We start from the raw sequence: 19150 nt of genomic DNA, 5'->3' as shown, positions 1-19150 counted from the left end.
TGAGCAGAGCAATAGGCAGCCAGCCAGGAACCTTTACGGAATGGACGAGGGCCTCGTGGCCTGTGTGGCTAGTTCAATTAGTCAATTTCGGCGCCTGAAACCCCGATACGGCGTTGCCGCTCCTCGCCATAGCCCTGCTATGACTCGTCGCCGCGCCTTGTCTCAGGGCTCCAGGCATCCGAACTTGAGTTAACCAACTAGCCGTACAGGCCACTAGCGCGCAGGCAAATGCGGTGGGGCGCAAAGTGTGCAGGCAGGTTTGATTGTGTACAATATGTCAGTACTTTTATCCTCTGACTTTCCGCTATTGCTGCTTGCCAGCAGCCCGGGGAAAGGCAGTAGAGTCTCGCATGACCGCCGACCTCTTTGACGCGAGCCCGAATGAACGAACAATTACAGCCCCTCAAGAAGCAACCGCGTACCGGCAAAAGCAGCCGCAGCGGGACCCAGGACGATATCGTTTACGCGCATATCTTCGATGCCATCCTCGAACAGCGCCTGGCGCCGGGTACCAAGCTGAGCGAAGAGGCCTTGGGCGAGATCTTCGGCGTTAGCCGCACCATCATCCGCCGGGCCTTATCGCGCTTGGCCCATGAAGGTGTGGTGCTGCTGCGCCCCAACCGCGGTGCGGTGGTGGCGAGCCCGAGCGTGGAGGAAGCGCGGCAGATTTTCTACGCCCGGCGGATGGTCGAGCGCGCGATCACCGAACTGGCGGTCGAGCATGCGACGGCTGAGCAGTTGGCTGAGTTGCGGCAGATGGTCAGCGACGAGCAGACCAGCTTCTCCCGCGGCGATCGCGGTGCCGGTATCCGCCTCTCCGGCGAGTTCCACTTGAAGTTGGCGGAGGCGGCGAAGAACGCACCCTTGATCAGCTTCCAGCGCAGCCTGGTGTCGCAGACCTCGTTGATCATCGCCCAGTACGAGAGCGGCAGCCGTTCGCACTGTTCATACGATGAACACAATCAACTGATCGACGCCATCGAGGCGCGGGACACGGCCAAGGCCGTGAGCCTGATGATGCACCACATGGATCATATCGACAGCAAACTGAATCTGGACGAAGAAAGCGCTTCCGACGATCTGCATGCGGTGTTCTCGCACCTGCTGCAGACCAAGAAGAAGTCCACGCGCGCGGCGACGCCGCGCTAAGGCTGTTGTAGGAGCGGGCCATGCCCGCGAAACAAGCAACGCAAAAGCTTCGCGGGCATGGCCCGCTCCTACGGTAAATCCAAGGCCCCGCCGCGCAAGCAGCGGGGCCTTGGCATTTCAGCGCTGGTGCACCGAACGGCCGGCGGCGAAGGTTTCTTTAATCGCACGGTCATCGCCGATGGTCATCAGCACGAAGAGTTTTTCTTCGACATCCTTGGCCTGTTGCAAGCGGTAGGACAACAGCGGTGTGGCGTGGTAATCGAGCACGATGAAGTCCGCATCGTTGCCGCTGGCGAAGCTGCCGATCTTGTCCTCCAGCCGCAGCGCCCGAGCGCCGCCGAGGGTGGCCAGGTACAGCGACTTGAACGGGCTGAGTTTGTTGCGCTGCAACTGCTGGACCTTGTAGGCCTCGTTCAGGGTTTGCAGCATGGAGAAGCTGGTGCCGGCGCCGACATCGGTGCCCAGGCCGACATTGACCTTGAACTGCTCGGCTTGCTTGAGGTTGAACAGGCCGCTGCCGAGGAACAGGTTGGAGGTCGGGCAGTGGGCGATGGCCGAGCCGGTTTGCGCCAGACGCTGACACTCTTCATCACAGAGATGCACGCCGTGGGCGAACATCGAGCGCTCGCTGAGTAGCTGGAAGTGGTCGTAAACGTCCAGATAGCCTTTCTGCTCTGGGAACAGCGCTTTCACCCAGGCGATCTCGTCGAGGTTTTCCGAGAGGTGGGTGTGCATGTACAGGCCCGGATATTCCTGCAGCAGCTTGCCGGCGTAGGTCAGCTGTTCGGGCGTGCTGGTCGGCGCGAAGCGCGGGGTCACGGCATAGTGCAGACGGGCCTTGCCGTGCCAGCGCTCGATCAGCTCTTTGCTGTCGACATAGCTGGATTGCGCGGTGTCGGTCAGGTAGTCCGGGGCGTTGCGGTCCATCATCACCTTGCCGGCGATCATCCGCAGGTTCAGTGCCTCGGCCGCCTCGAAGAAGGCATCGACCGATTGCTTGTGTACAGTGCCAAACACCAGCGCGGTGGTGGTGCCGTTACGCAGCAGTTCCTTGAGGAAAATGCTCGCCACATCGGCGGCATGCGGCTTGTCGGCGAACTGCTTTTCGGTGGGGAAGGTGTAGGTGTTCAGCCAGTCCAGCAGTTGCTCGCCATACGCGGCGATCATGCCGGTCTGCGGGTAGTGGATGTGCGTGTCGATAAAGCCCGGGGTAATCAGCGCATCGCGGTATTCGGTCACTTCGACAGTGTTGGCCAGAGCTGGGAGTAGGTCTTTGGCGTGGCCGACAGCAGAGATCTGGCCGTTTTCGACCAGCAACAGACCGTCTTCGAAATACTGGTAAGACTGCTCGATACCCACTTCGGCGGGGTCGGCGATGCTGTGCAGGATGGCGGCACGGTAGGCTTTTATGTGGCTGGTCATGTAACTCTCGTCTCAATCTTGTTGTTAACGCCGTGAGCCTAGAAGGCTGGCTTCGATGTAGGGTGCGCTGTGCGCACCATCGGCAGTACGTTGTTATCGGTGCGCGCGGCGCACCCTACGAATGGACGCGGCGTGAGCTGGGGAGCAGCTTGGCGACGGATTCGCTTTGCTTGCCGTCCTGGCTGCTCTTTTGTTCACCAAACGTGGCGTTGTAGGTCGCTATCACCTCGCCGGCGATGGACACGGCAATCTCAATCGGCAACTTGCCCTTCACCTCGGGCAGGCCCATGGGGCAGCGCATACGTTGCACGACTTCGGGTTGGAAACCGCGCTCTCGCAGGCGGTGTTCGAATTTGACCCGCTTGGTTCGCGAGCCGATCAGGCCGTAGTAGGCGAAATCGTTGCGCTTGAGAATTTCCGCGGTCAGCTCCAGGTCGAGCTGATGGTTGTGGGTCATGACGATGTAGTAGCTGCCGGCTGGCATGTTCTCTACTTCATCGACCGGTTCTTCGTTGATGACTTTTTCCACCCCGGCCGGCAGTTGCGCGGGGAATTCGCTTTCCCGCGAATCGATCCAGCGCACCTTGCACGGCAAGCTGGCCAGCAGTGGCACCAGGGCGCGACCGACATGCCCGGCGCCGAACACGGCGATCTGTGCCTGTGGCTGGCCCATCGGCTCGAACAGCAGCACGGTGGCGCCGCCACAGCATTGACCGAGGCTGGCACCGAGGCTGAAGCGTTCCAGGCGGGTGTCCTGGCTGCGGCTTTCGAGCATCTCGCGGGCGATTTTCATCGCCTTGTATTCCAGGTGGCCGCCGCCGATGGTTTCGAAGATCCGCTCGGCGGTGACCACCATTTTCGAGCCGGCGTTGCGCGGCGTCGAACCGCGCTCTTCGATGATGGTCACCAGCACACAAGGTTGCCCTTGTTGCTGCAGGTCGGCGAGGGCGCTGATCCAGCTCATTTGCTCAGCCTCCAGGTGCGTAGTGGGCGAGCGGAGCGCGACAGGCGCCAGTCGTCGTCTTTGTGCGGACGCGTCGGCGTGCCCAGCGGCTCCAGTAGGAGTAGCGGCGGCAGTGCTTCGCGAGCCTGTTGCGCCGGTGCTTCTGGTGAATGTTCGGTGTGTGTTGTCATTGTTGTGCACCGTTTATTTTTGTAGGAGCGGGCAAGGCCCGCTCCTACGTGGCTCAGGCGGGTTCGACCTCGACTGCGGCAGCGGATTTGGCCGACTGCTGCAGTTGCTTCATCTGCTCCACACCCCAGAGCACGCGCTCCGGCGTGGCCGGGGCATCGATCGCCGGTTGCGCGCGATAGTCGGCCAGGCTGGCGACGGCATCCTTGATCGCACACCAGGCGGCGATGCCGAGCATGAATGGCGGCTCACCGACGGCCTTGGAGTGGAATACGGTGTCTTCCGGGTTCTTGCGGTTTTCCACCAGCTTGACGCGCAGGTCCAGCGGCATATCGGCCACCGCCGGAATCTTGTAGCTGGCCGGGCCGTTGGTCATCAGCTTGCCTTTGGCGTTCCACACCAGCTCTTCCATGGTCAGCCAGCCCATGCCCTGGATGAAGGCACCCTCGACCTGGCCCATGTCGATGGCCGGGTTCAGCGAGGCGCCGACGTCGTGCAGGATGTCGGTACGCAGCATCTTGTATTCGCCGGTCAGGGTATCCACCAGCACCTCGGCGCACGCGGCACCGTAGGCGTAGTAGTAGAACGGCCGACCGCGCGCCTGGCTGCGGTCGTAGAAGATTTTCGGGGTGCGATAGAAGCCGGTGCTGGACAGCGACACCTGGCCGAAATAGGCCTGCTGGATCAACTCCTCGAACGTCAGTATCTGGTCGCGCACCCGTACGTGGCCATTGCGGAATTCGACGTCTTCCTCGGTGACCTTGTAGTGCCGCGCGGCGAACTCGACCAGGCGCTTCTTGATGATTTCGGCGGCGTTCTGCGCAGCCTTGCCGTTCAGGTCGGCACCGCTCGAGGCGGCGGTCGGCGAGGTGTTCGGCACCTTGTCGGTGTTGGTCGCGGTGATCTGAATCCGCTCGATATCGACCTGGAACACTTCGGCGACCACTTGCGCCACCTTGGTGTTCAGGCCCTGGCCCATTTCGGTGCCGCCGTGGTTCAGGTGGATGCTGCCGTCGGTGTAGATGTGGATCAGCGCGCCGGCCTGGTTGAGGAAGGTGGCGGTGAAGGAGATGCCGAACTTGACCGGCGTCAGCGCCAGACCTTTCTTCAACACCGGGCTCTTGGCGTTGAACGCGCGGATTTCCTCGCGACGCTTGGCATAGTCGCTGCTGGCCTCGAGGTCGGCGGTCATCTCTTCGAGCAGGTTGTCTTCCACTGTCTGGTAGTAGTGGGTGACGTTGCGCTCGGTCTTGCCGTAGTAGTTGGCCTTGCGCACCTCCAGCGGGTCTTTGCCGAGGGAGCGGGCGATGGCGTCCATCACTTCTTCGATGGCGACCATCCCTTGTGGGCCGCCGAAGCCGCGGTAGGCGGTGTTGGAGGCGGTGTTGGTCTTGCAGCGGTGGCCATTGATGGTGGCATCGCCGAGGTAGTAGGCGTTGTCCGAGTGGAACATCGCGCGGTCGACTATCGAACCGGACAGGTCCGGCGAGTACCCGCAGTTGCCCGCCAGCTCCATCTGGATGCCGTGCAGGCGGCCGCTGTCATCGAAGCCGACGTCGTACTGGACGAAGAACGGATGGCGTTTGCCGGTCATCTGCATGTCTTCGACGCGCGGTAGGCGCATCTTGGTCGGCCGGCCGGTGAGGTGCGCGATCACCGCGCACAGGCAGGCTGGGCCGGCGGCCTGGGTTTCCTTGCCGCCGAAGCCTCCGCCCATGCGGCGCATGTCGATGACGATCTTGTTCATCGGCACGCCGAGCACTTCGGCGACCAGCTTCTGTACCTCGGTGGGGTTTTGCGTCGAGCAGTAGACGAGCATGCCGCCGTCTTCGGTCGGCATCACCGAGGACACCTGGGTTTCCAGGTAGAAGTGTTCCTGGCCGCCGATATGCAGCTTGCCTTGCAGGCGATGGGGCGCGCTGGCCAGGGCGCTGGCGGAATCGCCGCGTTTGTGCTGGTGGCTGTCGAGGACGAAGTGCTTTTTACGCAGCGCTTCTTCGACGTCGAGGATCGGCTCGAGGTCTTCGAACTCGATGATCGCCGCCATCGCCGCCTTGCGCGCGGTGTCTAGATCCTTCGCCGCGACGGCGATGATCGGCTGGCCGACATATTCGACGATGCCGTCCGCCAGCAGCGGGTCGCCCGGCACTACTGCGCCGATATCCAGTTGGCCAGGCACGTCCTTGCTGGTGATGACCAGGGTCACGCCCTCGATGGCATAGCAGGGTGCGGTGTCGATCTTGGTGATGCGGGCGTGAGCGCGGTCGCTCATGCGGGCATAGACGTGCAACTGGTTGGGGAACTCCAGGCGGTCGTCGACATAGGTCGCTTCACCGGACACATGCTTGTCCGCACTGTCATGTTTGACGCTACGGCCGACGCCGGTGCGGAGGTCCTGGTGGAACAGCGCGGTCAGCTCTTCCTGGGTCTTTTTAACGCTGTGATTAGACATAAGCGGTCACCCGTGTTTCGACTTCAGGGGCTTGCAGTTCGAGGAAGTATTTGCGCAGCAGGTTCTGCGCGGTGAGCAGGCGGTATTCCTTGCTGGCGCGGAAGTCCGACAGCGGGGTGAAGTCCTCCGCCAAGGCCGCGCAGGCGCGCTCAATGACAGTCTGTGACCAGGTGGCGCCCAACAGGGCTTGCTCACAGGCCGCCGCGCGTTTCGGGGTGGCCGCCATGCCGCCGAAGGCGACGCGGGCGTCCGTGACCACGCCACCCTCGATGCGCAGATTGAAGGCCGCGCAGACGGCGGAGATATCGTCATCCAGGCGCTTGGACACCTTGTAAGCGCGGAAGGCCTGGCGGCTGCTTGCGCGCGGCACGATGATCTTCTCGATGAACTCGCCTTCCTGGCGAGCCGTCACCCGGTAGTCGAGGAAGTAGTCTTCCAGCGCCAGGGTGCGGGTGTTCTCGCCTTTGCGCAGGACGATCTGGGCGCCGAGGGCGATCAGCAGCGGTGGGGTGTCACCGATGGGTGAGGCGTTGCCGATGTTGCCGCCGAGGGTGCCTTGGTTGCGGATCTGCAAGGAGGCGAAGCGGTGCAGCAGCTCGCCGAAGTCCGGGTATTCCGCGCTGAGGGCTTCGGCGCAGTCGGTCAGCGCGGTGGCTGCGCCGATCTCCAGGCGGTCGTCGAAGCGTTCGATACGCTTCATTTCGGCGACGTTGCCGACATAGATCATCACCGGCAGGGCACGCTGGAATTGGGTGACTTCCAGCGCCAGGTCGGTGCCGCCGGCGAGCAGGCGGGCTTCCGGATGCGAGCTGTAGAGGTCGGCCAGGTCGGCGACGGTCAGCGGCACCAGGCAACGCTTGTCGCCACTGTTCAGTTCGGCGATGTCCTTAGGTGCTATAGCGCGCAACTGGGCGATGGTCTCGGCCTGGCGGGCATCGAACTGGTCAGGTTTGGCTTGGCAGCAGGACTGTTCGGCGGCATCCAGGATTGGCCGGTAGCCGGTGCAACGGCAGAGGTTGCCGGCCAGTGCTTCCTGGGCCTTAGCTTTGCGATGGGGGGCCTCGTCGTGGCCGTCACTGTTTTTCTGCAGGGCGAACAGCGACATGACGAAGCCGGGGGTGCAGAAGCCGCACTGTGAGCCGTGGCAGTCGACCATGGCCTGCTGCACGCTGTGCAGTTTGCCGTCGTGCTTGAGGTCTTCAACGCTGATCAGCTGTTTGCCGTGCAGGGAGGACACAAAGGTCAGGCAGGAGTTCAGGGTGCGGTAGCGAATCGAGTCGCCATCCAACTCGCCAACCACCACGGTGCAGGCACCGCAATCGCCAGAGGCGCAGCCTTCTTTGGTTCCGGGCTTGCCCACGTGCTCACGCAAGTAGTTCAGCACGGTGACATTCGGGTCGAGACGCTGCTCGGTACGCAGCTCACGATTGAGTAAAAACTGGATCAAGGACGACCTCCAGGCACTTTATTGTTTTTACGAGGGCTCGTATGGAAGTGAATTTAGAGTTTTCTGACTTTTGGGTCAATAAATATTTGACCTGGCAGTCAGGCAATCGTCATGCCTTTCAGTTATGAGCCGGCCACGGCCAGTGGGGTGGCCTGCGGCCTTTGCGTTCTTGAGCTGCGGCTGGCTGCTGCACTGGCCCGCCGGCAACCTTTTGTTGAGCTTTTTTTCACGAAAACTTGATAGCGACGTCCCTAGGCTGCGCCCCCATAAGAGGTATGGCTCGCCATACCCAGTGACTGACGTTGTCCTGAGTGGGATCGAGCAGAACTCCATGTTGAAAATAAAGGCCGTGCGCCCTGAAGTATTGACCCTGTTGAGCAGTGCGTTCCTGTTGCTGTGCTGCAACTTTGTGCTGTGGCAACACCTGTTCTCGATCACCTCGGGCGATTGGCAGGGGCTGCTCATGCGGCTGGCATTCGGGCTGATCGTGCTGGCGATTTTCAATCTGGTGCTCACGCTGCTGGCTTTTCGCTGGGTGTTGAAGCCGATACTGACGCTCTTGCTGCTGATCAGTGCCTGCGTGGCGTATTTCATGAGCCAGTACGGCGTGCTGATCGACGCTGGCATGTTGCGCAACGCGGCGGAAACCGATGTGGCGGAAGTGCGCGACCTGTTGTCGAGCGAATTGGCGGTCTATGTCCTGTTGCTAGGCGTGTTACCGGTTTGCTTGGTCTGGCGCACACCGGTCAATTACCGGGTTTGGCCGCGCGAACTGTTGAGCAAAGTGCTCGTCGGCGCGGCCTGTGTGGCGGTGCTCGGCGGGGTTGCGCTGGTTAACTATCAGGGGCTTTCCTCGCTGTTCCGTAATCACCATGAACTGCGCTTGATGGTGGTTCCGAGTAACTATGTGGGCGCCTCGCTGAGCTATCTGCGCGAGCAGATTAGTTCGAGCCAGCAGCCGTTCCGGCAGGTGGGCGTCGACGCCGTAAAAGCGCCGATCTGGCAGACCCACCGGCGCAAGTCGCTGACGGTGTTGGTGGTCGGGGAAAGCGCGCGGGCGGAGAATTTTGGAGTGCTTGGCTACCCACGCAACACCACGCCGCAACTGCAAGCGGAAAGCGGCTTGATTGCCTACAGCAATGTGCGCTCCTGCGGCACCGAGACCGCGGTCTCGGTGCCGTGCATGTTCTCGAACCTCGGCCGTGGCGATTACAGCGCGGCCAAGGCGAAGTCGCAGGAAGGCTTGCTCGATGTCTTGCAGCGCGCCGGTTTTCATGTGCTCTGGCGCGACAATCAGGCCGGTTGCAAGGGCACCTGTGAGCGGGTGGCGTTCGAGGACTTAAGCCATCGCCACGACTCGCAGTTCTGCGCCAGTGGCGAGTGCCATGACGAGATTTTGCTGCAGGATCTACAGGGCTTCATCGATAAGCTGGAGCAGGACACGGTGCTGGTGCTGCACCAGATGGGCAGTCACGGCCCGGACTATTTCAAGCGCTACCCGAAAGAGTTCGAGCGGTTCACCCCGGTCTGCAACAGCAATGCGCTGAATGATTGCTCCCGCGCAAGCATCGTCAATGGCTACGACAACACCCTGGCCTACACCGATCATGTGTTGGCCAGCCTGATCGACCTGCTGCGTAGCAATCAGGGCAAGTTGGACAGTGCCATGCTCTACCTGGCCGACCATGGCGAGTCGTTGGGTGAATACAACCTGTACCTGCACGGCACCCCCTATCTGATGGCGCCGGATCAACAAAAGCATGTGGCGATGCTGGCGTGGTTTTCCGACTCCTATCAGCAGGCCTTTGCGCTGGATGCTGATTGCCTGCGTGCCGAGCGCGACCAGCCCCTGAGTCAGGACAACCTGTTCCACTCCATGCTCGGTCTGCTGGAAGTCCGGAGCAAAGCCTATAACCCGGCGCTGGATATGTTCGCCGCCTGTCGGGGCGCGCCTGTGCGTCAGGCCTTGGCGGTCGAATAAGCCGCGCCCTCCCATATCCGCACGCCGAGCAAAACGGCACGGTGGCTAGGCTAAGAACCTGATCATGATCTGCTGCGCGTCGGCCATGCCGCGTTGAAATCGGGCTCAAAATGCCCATTTACTACGTGTAAACTGCGCTTTCTCGCCCGATTTCGCGATCCACAGGGATGTGGTGAATGCCGCTAGCCCGCATGGAGCGGGCGCGGCCTTGCCTGACCTTAGCTCGCGAGATCGTGAACAGGCTCTAAGCGGACGGTAATAGCCTTGCTTGTTCATCTGTGGGACGTCTTCGATTTCATCCGGGTTGGCCGGGTAACACCCTGTGTTACACTTCGCGGCCTGCGCGTTAGCCACGATTTCGAAGGAAAACCATGACGTTCAAGGCACCGGACAGCCTCGCCGAGCAGATTGCTCACCACCTTGCGGAGCGCATCATCCGGGGTGAGCTGAAAGAACGTGAGCGCATTCAAGAGCTGAAAGTCACCCAATCCCTCAATGTCAGCCGCGGCTCCGTGCGTGAAGCGCTGCTGATCCTCGAGCGCCGCCATCTGATCGCCATCCTGCCGCGCCGTGGCGCCCAGGTAACCGAGCTGACTCCGCACAACGTGCAGAGCCTCTATGCCTTGGTGATGGAGCTGTACATCTTGCTGGGTTATGCCGTGGCCGAGCGCTGGCGGGTTCAGGAAGACCTGGCGCCACTCCTGGTGATTCAGCAGCGCCTGGTTGACAGTGCCCAGCGCCAGGACATCAACGCCTTTGTCGAAGACAGCTTCGACGTCATGCGCGCCGCCTTTCCCTTCGCTAATAACCCCTATTTGCAGGAGACGCTGGAGAACCTGTTGCCGGCCATCAGCCGCACCTACCATTTGGCGCTGGAGCGGCGCAAAACCGAGATGAGCCAGTTCCTCAATGCCTTCGCCGCCTTGCTACAGGCGGTGATTGCCCGTGACCAGCAGCAGATCCGCGAAGTGCTGAGTGCCTACGGCAAGCACAATTGCCAGATGGTTCTCGCCGCGCTGGCCGAACGCTAAGTGCTTGGGGCTTGGGCTAGGGAAGGCGATCTATGCGGCTAAAGTGCATCAAGCTGGCGGGCTTCAAGTCCTTCGTCGATCCGACCACGGTCAGCTTCCCGAGCAATATGGCGGCGGTGGTCGGGCCTAACGGCTGCGGCAAATCCAACATCATCGACGCCGTGCGCTGGGTGATGGGCGAGAGTTCGGCGAAGAACCTCCGTGGCGAGTCGATGACCGACGTCATCTTCAACGGCTCGAACACCCGCAAGCCGGTGACCCAGGCCTCCATCGAGCTGATCTTCGATAACTCCGATGGCACCTTGGTCGGCGAATATGCCGGCTACGCGGAAATTTCCATCCGCCGCCGCGTCACCCGCGACAGCCAGAACAGCTATTTCCTCAACGGCACTAAATGCCGGCGCCGCGACATTACCGACATCTTCCTCGGCACCGGCCTGGGCCCGCGCAGCTACTCGATCATCGAGCAGGGCATGATCTCCAAGCTGATCGAAGCCAAGCCCGAGGATCTGCGGAATTTCATCGAGGAAGCCGCCGGCATCTCCAAGTACAAGGAGCGCCGCCGCGAGACGGAAAACCGCATCCGCCGCACCCATGAAAACCTCGCGCGCCTGACCGACTTGCGCGAAGAGCTGGAGCGCCAGCTCGACCGCCTGCACCGTCAGGCCCAGTCGGCGGAGAAGTACCAGGAATACAAGGCCGAAGAGCGCCAGCTCAAGGCCCAGCTGTCGGCCCTGCGCTGGCAGGCGCTGAACGAGCAGGTCGGCCAGCGCGAGGTGGTGATCGGCCATCAGGAAATCAGTTTCGAAGCCTTGGTCGCCGAACAGCGCAATGCCGATGCCAGCATCGAGCGGCTACGTGATGGCCATCATGAGCTGTCCGAGCGTTTCAATCTGGTGCAGGGGCGCTTCTATTCCGTCGGTGGGGATATCGCCCGCGTCGAGCAGAGCATCCAGCACGGCCAGCAACGCCTGCGCCAGCTGCAGGATGATCTGAACGAGGCCGAGCGTTCGCGCCTGGAAACCGAATCCCACCTCGGCCACGACCGTACGCTGCTGGCTACCCTCGGTGAGGAGCTGGCGCTGCTCGCACCCGAGCAGGAAATGACCAGCGCCGCCGCGGAAGAGGCGGCGGCAACGCTCGAAGAGTCTGAAACTGCCATGCACGGCTGGCAGGAGCAGTGGGATGGCTTCAACCAGCGTTCCGCCGAACCGCGGCGTCAGGCCGAGGTGCAACAGTCGCGCATCCAGCAACTGGAGCAGAGCCTCGAGCGTCTGGCCGAGCGCCAGCGGCGTCTGGGTGACGAGCGCGTGCAGCTGTCGGCCGACCCGGAAGATGCGGCGATCCTCGAGCTGAGTGAACAAGTCGCCAGCAGCGAGCTGTGCCTGGAACAGCTGCATGCCGCGGATGCACAACAGGCGGAGCGTCTGCAGCAACTGCGTGGTGAATTGCAGCAAGCCGGTCAGGCGCAGCAGCAGGCGCAAGGCGAGTTGCAGCGGCTGAGCGGCCGGCTGGCCTCGCTGGAAGCCTTGCAACAAGCCGCGCTCGATCCCGGCACAGGCGTCGCCGAGTGGTTGCGCGAGCAGCAGCTGAGCGAGCGTCCGCGCCTGGCTGAAGGTCTGCGGGTCGAGCCGGGCTGGGAGTTGGCGGTGGAAACCGTGCTCGGCGCCGATCTGCACGCCGTGCTGTTGGACGACTTCAGCGGTTTGGATCTAGCGGGTTTCGCTCAAGGCGATTTGCGCCTGGTCAGCCCGGCCAAAGGTGGCGCCCGGGTTGCTGGCAGCCTGTTGGATAAGGTTGAGGTCAGCGTCGATCTGGCGCCCTGGTTGGCCAAGGTCAAGCCGGTGGAGTCCCTCGATGACGCCTTGGCCCGGCGCGGCCAGTTGGCCGAGGGCGAAAGCCTGATCAGTCGTGACGGTTACTGGGTCGGCCGGCATTTCCTCCGCGTGCGGCGCGCCAGTGAAGCGCAAAGCGGCGTACTGGCCCGTGCTCAGGAACTGGAACGCCTGGGCTTGGAGCGTGAAGAGCGTGAAGCCGGGTTGGCCAGCCTCGACGAGCGTTTACTGGCGTTGCGCGAGTCCCAACAGCAACAGGAAGAGGCGCGCGAGCAGCAACGTCGCCGCCTGCAGGAGGAAGTTCGGCGGCAGGGCGAGTTGAAGGCGCAGCTATCCGCCGGGCAGGCCAAGGTCGAGCAGTTGACCCTGCGGCGTCGGCGTCTCGACGCCGAGCTCAGCGAGCTCGGCGAACAGCGCGCCATCGAGCACGAACAGTTGGGCGAAGCGCGCCTGCAACTGCAAGATGCACTGGACGCCATGGCCATCGACACCGAGCAGCGCGAACAGCTACTGGCCCGGCGCGATCAGTTGCGCGAACGTCTCGATCGGGTGCGCCAGGAGGCCCGTCAGCACAAGGACCATGCCCATCAGTTGGCCGTGCGGCTTGGCTCGCTCAAGGCGCAGCATGACTCGACGCGTCAGGCCCTCGAGCGGCTCGAGCTGCAAGCCGAGCGCCTGAGCGAAAAGCGCGAGCAGCTCAATCTCAACCTGGACGAGGGCGCCGCGCCGCTGGAAGAGTTGCGCATGAAGCTCGAAGAGCTGCTCGACAAGCGCATGGGCGTGGAAGACGAACTCAAGCTGGCCCGTTTGGCGCTGGAAGATGCCGACCGCGAACTGCGCGACGCGGAAAAGCGCCGGACTCAGGCCGAGCAGCAGTCACAACTGCTGCGTGGCCAACTCGAACAGCAGCGCATGGAGTGGCAAGCGCTGAGCGTGCGCCGCAAGGCCATCCAGGATCAGTTGCTGGAAGACCATTACGACCTGCATGGCGTGCTCGCCACCTTGCCGGCCGAGGCCAACGAGCGGGCCTGGGAAGAAGAGTTGGAGCGGCTGGCCGCGCGGATTCAACGCCTGGGCCCGATCAACCTGGCCGCCATCGACGAATACCAGCAGCAGGGCGAGCGTAAACGCTACCTGGATGCGCAGAACGCCGACTTGGTCGAGGCGCTGGATACCCTGGAAAACGTGATTCGCAAGATCGACAAGGAAACCCGTAACCGCTTCAAGGAAACCTTCGACCAGATCAACGGCGGCCTGCAGGCGCTGTTCCCGAAGGTCTTCGGCGGCGGCAACGCCTATCTGGAACTGACGGGCGAAGATCTGCTCGATACGGGCGTGACTATCATGGCGCGCCCGCCGGGCAAGAAGAACAGCACCATCCACCTGCTCTCCGGTGGTGAGAAGGCGTTGACCGCGCTGGCGCTGGTCTTCGCCATCTTCCAGCTCAATCCGGCACCCTTCTGTATGCTCGACGAGGTCGATGCGCCGCTGGATGACGCTAACGTCGGTCGCTATGCGCGGCTGGTGAAAGAGATGTCGGAGAAGGTGCAGTTCATCTATATCACCCACAACAAGATCGCCATGGAAATGGCCGATCAGTTGATGGGGGTGACCATGCATGAGCCAGGCTGCTCGCGGTTGGTGGCGGTGGATGTGGAGGAAGCCCTGGCCATGGTCGAGGCTTGAGTCCGCCTGGCCGATTGGCTAGCCGACGGTGCAAAAATGCCGTTTGTCGTGCTAGCTTAAGCCACACTTTTGTTACGCGCGGAAAACAGCTGTAAGAACATACAGTTGTCCGCGTTTCAGGGGGCGAGGACGCCCTTTCTTCATCATCATTTTTAGGGGTTAAGGAGTTACATGGAAATCGGTCTGCGCGAGTGGCTGATCGTCATCGGCATCATTGTTATCGCTGGCATTCTTTTCGATGGCTGGCGGCGTATGAGCGGTGGTAAGGGCAAGTTGAAGTTCAGGCTCGATCGGAGTTTCTCCAACCTGCCGGATGATGATGGCGCCCCGGAGTTGCTCGGGCCGTCACGGGTTTTGGGGCGTCATCAGGAGCCCGGGCTGGAGGAAGAAGACCTGCCGGCCATGAGTGCGCGCGAGCTCAATCGCCGCCGGGGCACGCCGGTCGAGCCGCATCAGGGCGACCTCAATCTCGGTCTCGACGAGCCGGTGCCGACGCTGCTCAATCCGGTCGATGACGCCGAACCGAAGAAACGCAAAATCAGCGCCCAGGAAGACAGCAAAGACCTGCCACCGGTCGAGGAAGTGCTGGTGATCAACGTCGTCGCCCGCGAAGGTGAAGGCTTCAATGGCCCGGCGCTGCTGCAGAATATTCTGGAAAGTGGTCTGCGTTTCGGTGAGATGGATATTTTCCATCGCCACGAAAGCATGGCCGGCAATGGCGAAGTGCTGTTCTCCATGGCTAACGGGGTCAAGCCGGGAACCTTCGACCTGGACGATATCGACCATTTCAGCACCCGCGCGGTGAGCTTCTTCCTCGGCCTGCCGGGCCCGCGTCATCCCAAGCAAGCCTTCGATGTGATGGTTGCCGCCGCACGCAAACTGGCGCACGAACTGAATGGCGAGCTGAAAGATGACCAGCGCAGCGTCATGACGGCGCAGACCATCGAGCATTACCGCCAGCGCATCGTCGAGTTCGAACGCAAGCTGCTGACCCACAAACGCTAGGGCCGACGTCTCACTACGATCCTTATCGTAGGGTGCGCTATGCGCACCGAGCCCCAGTGGTGCGCACGGCGCACCCTACAGTTCAATCGAGCAGCTTCGGCTGCTCTTTTCGTTTCGAGAGTTCTGCCCATGACCGATGCCAAAACCGCCGCCGAGCGCATCCTAGAGCTGCGCGCCGAGCTGGATCAGCACAACTACCGCTATCACGTCCTCGACGCGCCGAGCATTCCGGATGCCGAGTACGACCGCCTGTACCACGAGCTGAAAGCGCTGGAGGCCGAGCATCCCGAGCTGGTGACTGCCGACTCGCCGACCCAGCGCGTCGGCAACCTGGCGCTGTCGGCCTTTGGCGAGGTCAAGCACGAAGTGCCAATGCTCAGTCTCGGCAACGCCTTTGCCGAAGACGACCTGCGGGACTTCGACCGCCGCGTGCGCGAAGGCTTGGCCGATGAGTTGCCTGCCGGCGACCTGTTCGGCGCGGGCGCGGCGGTGGAATACAGCTGTGAACCGAAACTCGACGGCTTGGCGGTCAGCCTGTTGTACCGCGATGGCCAGCTCGTGCGCGGCGCCACCCGTGGCGACGGCGCGACGGGTGAGGACATCAGCGTCAACGTGCGTACCGTGCGCAATATCCCGCTCAAGCTGCAAGGCAGCGGCTGGCCGGCCGTGCTGGAAGTGCGCGGCGAGGTGTATATGTCCCGCGCCGGCTTTGATGCGTTGAACGCCCGCGCGCTGGAGAGCGGTAGCAAGACCTTCGCCAATCCGCGGAATGCCGCGGCCGGCAGCTTGCGCCAACTGGACCCGAAAATCACCGCCAGCCGCCCGCTGGAGTTCTGCAGCTACGGCATCGGCCAGGTGCAGGGCGAGCTGCCGGACACCCATATCGGCATCCTCGCAGCTCTCAAGGGCTGGGGCATGCCGATCAGTCACGAGTTGAAGTTGGCCCAGGGCGCCGAAGAGTGCCTGGACTACTACCGTGCCATCGGCGAGAAGCGCGACGCGCTGCCCTATGAAATCGATGGCGTGGTGTTCAAGGTGAATAACCTGGCCTGGCAGCGCGAGCTGGGTTTCCGCGCCCGTGAGCCGCGTTGGGCGATTGCCCACAAGTTCCCGGCGAGCGAAGAGCTGACCGAGTTGTTGGCGGTGGAGTTCCAGGTCGGTCGTACTGGCGCCGTCACCCCGGTGGCGCGCCTGAAACCGGTGAAGGTGGCTGGCGTCACCGTGTCCAATGCCACCTTGCACAACATGGATGAAGTCGAGCGGCTGGGGCTTGTGGTCGGTGACAGCGTGATCATTCGCCGCGCGGGCGATGTGATCCCGCAAGTGGTGCAGGTGGTACTGGAGCGGCGCCCTGACTGGTCTGCGGATGAACTTGCAGCACGAACAGTCAAGGTGCCGAGCGAGTGTCCGATCTGTGGCTCGGCAGTCGAGCGCACCCAGCTGATCAAACGCAGTAAGGGCCGCGAAACCGTCAGTGAAGGCGCGGCGTATCGCTGCGTCGGTCGCCTGGCCTGTGGCGCGCAACTCAAACAGGCGATCATTCACTTCGTGTCCCGGCGTGCCATGGACATCGAAGGGCTTGGCGAGAAGAGCATCGAGCAGTTGGTGGACGAGGGGCTGGTGCAGTCGCCCGCCGATCTGTTCACTCTGCGCTTCGAGCAGCTCGTCGACCTGGAAGGCTTCGCCGAGCTGTCCACCCAGAACTTGCTGGCGGCGATTGCCGAGAGCAAGAGGCCGACCCTGGCGCGGTTTATCTACGCGCTCGGGATTCCCGATGTTGGCGAAGAAACGGCCAAGGTATTGGCCCGCGCCTTGGCCTCGCTCACGCGCATCCAGCAGGCGCTGCCGCAAGTGCTGACGTATCTGCCGGATGTCGGGGCGGAGGTCGCCCATGAGATCCACAGTTTCTTCGAGGACGAGCACAACCGCTCGGTGATCGCGCAACTGCTGGAGCGCGGCTTGGAATTGCAGGAGGAGGGCGACCTGCATCCGGAGTTCGCCGCCTGCGCCAGCCTGGCGGGCTTTATCGACAAGCTGAATATCCCCTTCATCGCGGCTACCGGCGCGGAAAAACTCGCCGCCAGGTTCGGTTCGCTGGAGGCCATCATCAACGCCGACTGGCTGGATCTGCGCCAGGTCGAGCGGCTGAACGAGAAGGCCGCCAAGTCGCTGCGTGAGTTCTTCGATAACCCGGCCAATGTCGAGCGTGCGCGAGCCATCGAGGCGCAGCTACGCGAGTTTGGCATGCACTGGGCAAGTGCGAAGAAGACCGTCGAGGGCTTACCGCTGGCAGGGCAGACCTGGGTGCTGACCGGCACGCTGGAGGTGATGAGTCGGGAGCTGGCCAAGGAGAAGCTGGAGGCCTTGGGCGCCAAGGTGTCTGGTTCGGTGTCGGCCAAGACCCATTGCGTGGTGGCTGGGCCCGGGGCGGGGTCGAAGCTGGCCAAGGCCAGCGAGCTGGGGGTGAAGGTGCTGGATGAGGCGGAGTTTCTGGCTGTGCTGGGCAGCCTGGGCTAGGCGCGTCAGGCCCCGACACCCAGCACCAGGCTGTCGACCACCTCTAGCAGTGCATCATCCACTGCCGGCTCTGCCGCTACAGGCACTCCAGGGCGGTGCGCCTGGCGGTATTCGCTGGGCGTGCAGCCGGCGAACTGCCTGAAGGCGCGGGCAAAGTAGGAGGGGTCCTTGAAGCCGGCCTCATAGCCGATGCTGGTGATGGGCATCTGGCTGTTGTCGAGCCGCTCCTTGGCGAACTCCATGCGCTTGTTCAGGACGTAGTCCATGAAGCCAAGGCCGATCACTTCCTTGAACAGGCGGCTGAAGCGGAATGCGGTCATGCCGCAGCGCTGCGCCAGCTCCTTCTGGTCGATGCTCTCGCGGAAATGCTGGTCGATGTACTGCAGCACCTTGTTGAGAGCCTGGTGCTTCTGGTGTTCTGCGGTCAGCCGGATGCTGTCCGGCAGGGACGGGTAGTGCTCGATCAGCGGCTTCTTGCCGGGGCCATTAGCGTTACGGCGCAGCTCGCAGAGCTGCTCCAGGGCGTGCAAGTAGCGATTCTTCTCGGCGGCCGAGAGGGGCAGCACCAGATATTCCCAGACCCGCGAACGCATGGCCCAGACGGCTAGCTCTTCCGAGTGCTGCACGGTGAACATGGTGATCGGGATGGAGGGTACGCTGCGTTTGAGCTCCAGCAACAGGTTGAGGCCCAGCACGTCGGGGCGATCGAAATGCATGCAGATCATGTCCGCCTGCGGGCCTGGCTCCCTGCTGGCAAGCACGGGTTCTTTCGCCAGCCTGCAGTCGCAGGTGGCATTGAATTGCGCGATGAGTTCCTCCGTGGATCGATCGTGGGTCAGATCGAGCCATAACAGGAATGGTTTTCTGGCCGAGTTAGACTTCATCTGCTTAGCTCTGCGCCCTGTGTAGTCCCCCATCCAGCAGTATTGTCACTGTGCCATTACCGAAAAGATCAAATCCCGATAATGAAAAATTAACTTAGTTCGTTGTGTTCTAAGTTTCGCTGAGCGCGTGGAGCCACGCGGACTGTTCGTTTTTTATCGACGCGCTCAGGATCGACCGTTGGTCGCTTGCGAATTAGTTGCAGAACCATCCGTAAGTCATTCCTTCTCTTACGTTTTTCGCAGCTTTTGCGGAAGCCGAGCGCATTGCTTTTGCTGTCCTGATCATGACAGCAAAAAAGTCCTAGCTATTCGCAAAAAACTCCTACCCCCTCTTATGGCCGGCAACTAGGGTGCAGGTAGGCGGTGCACGAAGCACTGCCTTGGATGAACCACACTCGAGTGAGGTGAGCAAAATGATTCTGCAAGCGATCAAGACTTCGGTGCTGAAGTTCGTCAAGGATGAGGATGGCCTGACCATCGTGGAGTACGCGGTGGCAGGTGGGCTGGTAACGGTAGCAGTTGCCGCTGCGTTCATACTTCTGGGAACAGAGGTAGGGAACAATATTACGGCTCTGTGCCAAGCCGTTAATAATAACGTTGCGTGCTGAT

13 protein-coding genes are annotated in these 19150 nt (G+C 62.1%); 7 read left to right on the top strand and 6 right to left on the bottom strand.

The window, feature by feature from the left end:
- The first annotated feature begins 381 nt into the window (after positions 1-381).
- Positions 382-1149, top strand: coding sequence for a GntR family transcriptional regulator (locus tag FFS13_RS01335; RefSeq protein WP_137817326.1), 768 nt, complete (start codon positions 382-384; stop codon positions 1147-1149).
- A 117-nt stretch (positions 1150-1266) separates the two neighbouring features.
- Here the strand turns inward: FFS13_RS01335 and guaD are convergent, their stop codons facing one another.
- The 5 genes from guaD to xdhA form a co-directional block, all read right to left on the bottom strand.
- Positions 1267-2571 (bottom strand): guanine deaminase, encoded by a 1305-nt coding sequence (gene guaD, locus FFS13_RS01330; protein ID WP_137817325.1) that lies wholly within the window; start codon positions 2569-2571, stop codon positions 1267-1269.
- Positions 2572-2686: 115 nt separating this feature from the next.
- Complete coding sequence (gene xdhC / locus FFS13_RS01325) at positions 2687-3535, bottom strand: xanthine dehydrogenase accessory protein XdhC (RefSeq protein WP_137817324.1); 849 nt, start codon at positions 3533-3535, stop codon at positions 2687-2689.
- Entirely contained in the window at positions 3532-3705 is a 174-nt protein-coding gene (locus FFS13_RS19690; protein ID WP_171006392.1) for a hypothetical protein, read from the bottom strand. The genes xdhC and FFS13_RS19690 overlap by 4 nt, the downstream gene beginning before the upstream one ends.
- Positions 3706-3758: 53 nt before the next feature.
- Positions 3759-6155 (bottom strand): xanthine dehydrogenase molybdopterin binding subunit, encoded by a 2397-nt coding sequence (gene xdhB, locus FFS13_RS01320; RefSeq protein WP_137817323.1) that lies wholly within the window; start codon positions 6153-6155, stop codon positions 3759-3761.
- A complete protein-coding gene (gene xdhA / locus FFS13_RS01315; RefSeq protein WP_137817322.1) occupies positions 6148-7602 on the bottom strand; it encodes a xanthine dehydrogenase small subunit in 1455 nt (484 codons plus the stop codon). The genes xdhB and xdhA overlap by 8 nt, the downstream gene beginning before the upstream one ends.
- Positions 7603-7933: 331 nt before the next feature.
- Between xdhA and FFS13_RS01310 the strand changes: the two genes are divergently transcribed.
- The 5 genes from FFS13_RS01310 to ligA all read left to right on the top strand — a co-directional run bounded on the left by FFS13_RS01310 (position 7934) and on the right by ligA (position 17657).
- Positions 7934-9583 (top strand): phosphoethanolamine transferase, encoded by a 1650-nt coding sequence (locus FFS13_RS01310; RefSeq protein WP_137817321.1) that lies wholly within the window; start codon positions 7934-7936, stop codon positions 9581-9583.
- Between the two features lie 371 nt (positions 9584-9954).
- Positions 9955-10614, top strand: a complete 660-nt coding sequence (locus tag FFS13_RS01305) for a GntR family transcriptional regulator (protein WP_137817320.1) — start codon at positions 9955-9957, stop codon at positions 10612-10614.
- Positions 10615-10646: 32 nt separating this feature from the next.
- Complete coding sequence (gene smc, locus FFS13_RS01300) at positions 10647-14135, top strand: chromosome segregation protein SMC (protein WP_137817319.1); 3489 nt, start codon at positions 10647-10649, stop codon at positions 14133-14135.
- A gap of 171 nt (positions 14136-14306) precedes the next feature.
- Entirely contained in the window at positions 14307-15140 is an 834-nt protein-coding gene (gene zipA / locus FFS13_RS01295) for a cell division protein ZipA (protein ID WP_137817318.1), read from the top strand.
- A gap of 129 nt (positions 15141-15269) precedes the next feature.
- Complete coding sequence (gene ligA, locus FFS13_RS01290) at positions 15270-17657, top strand: NAD-dependent DNA ligase LigA (RefSeq protein ID WP_137817317.1); 2388 nt, start codon at positions 15270-15272, stop codon at positions 17655-17657.
- 5 nt (positions 17658-17662) lie between these two features.
- Here ligA and FFS13_RS01285 read toward each other — a convergent pair whose 3' ends face one another.
- Positions 17663-18541 (bottom strand): AraC family transcriptional regulator, encoded by an 879-nt coding sequence (locus FFS13_RS01285; protein WP_137817316.1) that lies wholly within the window; start codon positions 18539-18541, stop codon positions 17663-17665.
- A 413-nt stretch (positions 18542-18954) separates the two neighbouring features.
- Between FFS13_RS01285 and FFS13_RS01280 the strand changes: the two genes are divergently transcribed.
- Positions 18955-19149 carry a Flp family type IVb pilin gene (locus FFS13_RS01280; RefSeq protein WP_137817315.1) on the top strand — a complete coding sequence of 65 codons (195 nt, stop codon included), beginning with the start codon at positions 18955-18957 and terminating at the stop codon, positions 19147-19149.
- Position 19150 lies beyond the last annotated feature (1 nt).

Origin of the sequence: Pseudomonas sp. 2FG (assembly GCF_005502935.1) — a bacterium.
Classification (GTDB): domain Bacteria; phylum Pseudomonadota; class Gammaproteobacteria; order Pseudomonadales; family Pseudomonadaceae; genus Aquipseudomonas.
Note: the sequence above shows the minus strand (reverse complement) of the source record. Positions and strands in the feature narration are given on the sequence as shown.